This is a genomic window from Candidatus Symbiopectobacterium sp., assembly GCF_020054415.1.
Classification (GTDB): Bacteria; Pseudomonadota; Gammaproteobacteria; order Enterobacterales; family Enterobacteriaceae; genus Symbiopectobacterium.
This window is the reverse complement of record NZ_JAHWCO010000531.1, coordinates 1-3,113: the sequence shown is the minus strand read 5'-3', so window position 1 is coordinate 3,113 and position 3,113 is coordinate 1. Positions and strand designations below refer to the sequence as shown.

General features: G+C 47.7%; 4 protein-coding genes and 3 pseudogenes. 3 read left to right on the top strand and 4 right to left on the bottom strand.

The window, feature by feature from the left end:
* The 3 genes and pseudogenes from QZ506_RS15610 to QZ506_RS15600 all read left to right on the top strand — a co-directional run.
* A pseudogene (locus QZ506_RS15610) lies at positions 1-85 on the top strand (lipoprotein); the annotation flags it as partial.
* A 55-nt stretch (positions 86-140) separates the two neighbouring features.
* Positions 141-266: pseudogene (locus QZ506_RS15605) on the top strand (IS1 family transposase); the annotation flags it as partial.
* A gap of 332 nt (positions 267-598) precedes the next feature.
* On the top strand, positions 599-1,135 hold the full coding sequence (locus QZ506_RS15600; protein ID WP_291972286.1) for an Ail/Lom family outer membrane beta-barrel protein: 537 nt from the start codon (positions 599-601) through the stop codon (positions 1,133-1,135).
* Here QZ506_RS15600 and QZ506_RS15595 read toward each other — a convergent pair.
* The 4 genes and pseudogenes from QZ506_RS15595 to QZ506_RS15580 all read right to left on the bottom strand — a co-directional run.
* Positions 1,107-1,277: a hypothetical protein gene (locus tag QZ506_RS15595; RefSeq protein ID WP_291972284.1), complete on the bottom strand. Its 171-nt coding sequence runs from the start codon at positions 1,275-1,277 to the stop codon at positions 1,107-1,109. The genes QZ506_RS15600 and QZ506_RS15595 overlap by 29 nt on opposite strands.
* The gene (locus QZ506_RS15590; protein ID WP_291972287.1) at positions 1,270-2,556 is read right to left on the bottom strand and encodes a cyclic diguanylate phosphodiesterase; all 1,287 of its coding nucleotides are present in this window, start codon (positions 2,554-2,556) and stop codon (positions 1,270-1,272) included. The genes QZ506_RS15595 and QZ506_RS15590 overlap by 8 nt, the downstream gene beginning before the upstream one ends.
* 48 nt (positions 2,557-2,604) lie before the next feature.
* A complete protein-coding gene (locus QZ506_RS15585) occupies positions 2,605-2,790 on the bottom strand; it encodes a hypothetical protein (protein WP_291972282.1) in 186 nt (61 codons plus the stop codon).
* Between the two features lie 209 nt (positions 2,791-2,999).
* Positions 3,000-3,113, bottom strand: a pseudogene (locus tag QZ506_RS15580) (IS5/IS1182 family transposase); the annotation flags it as partial.

Below are 3,113 nucleotides of genomic sequence, written 5' to 3'. Positions count from 1 at the left end.
TCAGGTGGGTGAGGCCATGGCCATGGTCAAAGCGCTTAACCGGATCACGCTATTAGGAATGCCGAACAGTATTCGCATCACGTAACAATCGACCCGTATGGGGCGCAGTCGTTACAAGTTCTGATTTATTCAACAAAGCCCGTGCACATCTGACACTGCGTGACCGATTGCAACGGCTCAATCGCAAGACGCTCGGATATTCAAAATCATCCGAAATGCACGATAGGATCATCGGTACTTACATCGAACGCGAGTACTACGTTTGATGCTACATCAACTCATTGAATACACGACAAAAATTCTCTCTTTCCAACAAAATTCCCCCCGTTTTGTCTGATTATTTTCAGACGGGACGATAAGAAAACGGTAGATGACATCATCTGCCGTTTTTTTTGCGTAATATCTTGTCGTATTGTTCATTTATTAAAAAAAAACAATAATGTATCCCAAAAGATGATAAAAATATTTTTTATAACTTGCTGAAAATAATCGAATTGGCTCTCTAGTAAGGTATTTCACTGATTTACACGTCAGACATCAACTGACATTTTACGCTCTGTCTTTGGGATGTTACATATCATAAACGGAGCGTGTAAAAGTGAATATCAATAAAAAGCTATCGGCATTAGCTGTGGTATTGTCCGCAATGAGTGTCTGTGTTATCGCTAAGGCAGATACACATACACTCAGCCTGGGTTATTCTCAGGGAAAATTGACTGATTTTAAAAATCTCCATGGTGTCACAGCGAAATACCACTATCAGCCTGACGGTCCACTGGGTTTTATCAGCTCGCTAACCTATATGGGTGGATCTAAAGACGTTGATGACCTTGGAGAAAATGCACGGTTGCGGGTAAAGTATTATTCGCTGTTAGTGGGTCCATCTTATCGCGTTAATGAATTTGTGAGCCTTTATGGCTTAGCGGGCGTCTCGCACTTTAAAGGAAAATATTCTGAAACTAACGGTGTTGACGCTAATTCCTCTCAGAATCATAAAGAATCAGGTTTTGCTTATGGAGCCGGTGTTCAGATCTCTCCAGCAGCAAACTGGAGTATCGATCTGGGTTATGAAGGATCGAAATCCGAACATACGAAAACCAAAGGATTTAATATCGGCCTTGGCTATCGCTTCTGATACTGAATAGCGTGATTACGCCGAAGGAGGACTTCGGCGTTTTCTTTCCCTCCAGAGAATCTGCCATGGCATGCTCGTCGATGGGCGTGAACTGACGTTTTTCGTGGTAATGCTGCCACACGGTAAAATTTTCATTATCCATAGGTTTGGCATACAAAAATCCCTGTGTAGCCCACGCCGTGTTGTGTCAGGTAGTGAAGCTGACGCACGGTATCCACCCCTTCAGCTACGATCTTCAAATTAATGCGGTGAGCGAGACTGATAATGGTATCTAAAATCGGCGTCTCTTCTTCCTGTGACGAAATAGTGCGAACAAACCCCTGATCAACTTTCACGTAATCGAGCGGGAAGCTTTGCAGATAAGACAGAGAGCAATGGTCAGTGCCAAAATCATCAATCGCGACATGTATGCCTTCCTGACGTAGCTGTTGCAAGCGCTGCGCCGCTTCCGGTCCTTCGCTAATGAGACTGCGCTCGGTCAGCTCTAGCGTTACCAAAAAGCGGTGGGCCGCCACATTCGCCGCAAACTGGCGGATATCGGCGATAAATTCGCTGTCTTGCAGATGCTCAGCCGACGCATTCGAGCCCAGATGAGAATTCGGCTCTATATGCCAACTGGTAACGTCTTCCTCCACGAGTTTCAACAAATGGCGTGTTAGTGGGATAATCATATTTTCCGCTTCAGCGGCGGCAATAAACACATCCGGGCGAATCCACTGTCCATCGGCGCGCCGCCAGCGCAATAACGCTTCTGCGCCGGTGCAGCGTTGTGCCTCGGTACCGTAAACCGGCTGATAGTAGACAGAAAACTCATTGTTGGTGATGCCGCGGCGTAATTCGTCCTGAAAGGAGAGCTTGCGTTTTTGCAAATACAGCGCGGCCAGAATAAACAGCGCGGAAAGTACCAGTGTGAGCGGCAACAGCGTCAGAAAGGCAAACTGCCAGGCCTTACCCATTTCTGCAGCGGGAGCGGTAATGGAGACAACAATGGGTAAGCGTTCCGATGTGATGTTATATTCGACACCAGAAAGCCATTCAGGTTGATGCGGTACGGTGGTAGCACAGGGATGAATCAAATCGCCATCCCCCACTCTGATATTCAGTTGAAAGCCGCGCAGCTTGTTGACAGCATTCATTAGCGTCACCAGATATTGCGCATCAACCAGGCCAAAAGCACCCCAACCATCGTCCGGTGTGCGAATAAAAATGGGCGTTGTGCTGATGTCGGCATCTTTGATCTGATCGACAGAGAGGCTCCAGGCGGGAGGTAATTTTGCCGGAAGCGGCATCATGATAACATCGCTGATTTCCAGAGCGTTATGGGCAAACAGCGAGGAGCAGTAAATGCTATTGTCATAGGTCAGGCCGATGGAGCGAAAATAAGCGAACTGCGCGCTGAGCCGTTGGAGATCGTCTCTGATATCCTCACACAGATTTCCTTGCAGCGGTTGCAGTGCTTCTAGCAGTGACTAGGCACGGGTGGTAATGCTTTCCGCCTGATCGAGCGCCAGCGTCGCCGTGGATTGCAGATCCCGTTGCACTATTTGTCGTGATTCAACAAAGGTGAAGAGTAATATCAATAGCAATGGGAACACACCGGCGCAGAGAATCAGCCAGCGGCACCGTTGTTGCGCGCGTTTATGCTGTGGACTCACGTCACTACTCCTTGGTACCACGTAGATATGACTCTGCCTGTCGCGATGTATATACCCGTCATACTTCAAGTTGCATGTGCGTTGGCTGCACTCGCTCACCCGAATCACTTACTTATGTAAGCTCATCGGGATTAATGAATCTCATCCCTGAGATGGCTTTGTTGAATAAATCAGAACTTGTGACGACTGCGCCCCATACGGGTCGATTGTTACGTGATGCGAATACTGTTCGGCATTCCTGATAGCGTGATCCGGTTAAGCGCTTTGACCATGGCCATGGCTTCACCCACCTGAGCATCGTAGTCTCTCAGACTTAGATGACC

Coding starts and splice junctions, on each gene's coding strand:
- QZ506_RS15595 (WP_291972284.1), bottom strand. CDS start 1,277: ATGGATAATGAAAATTTTACCGTGTGGCAGCATTACCACGAAAAACGT.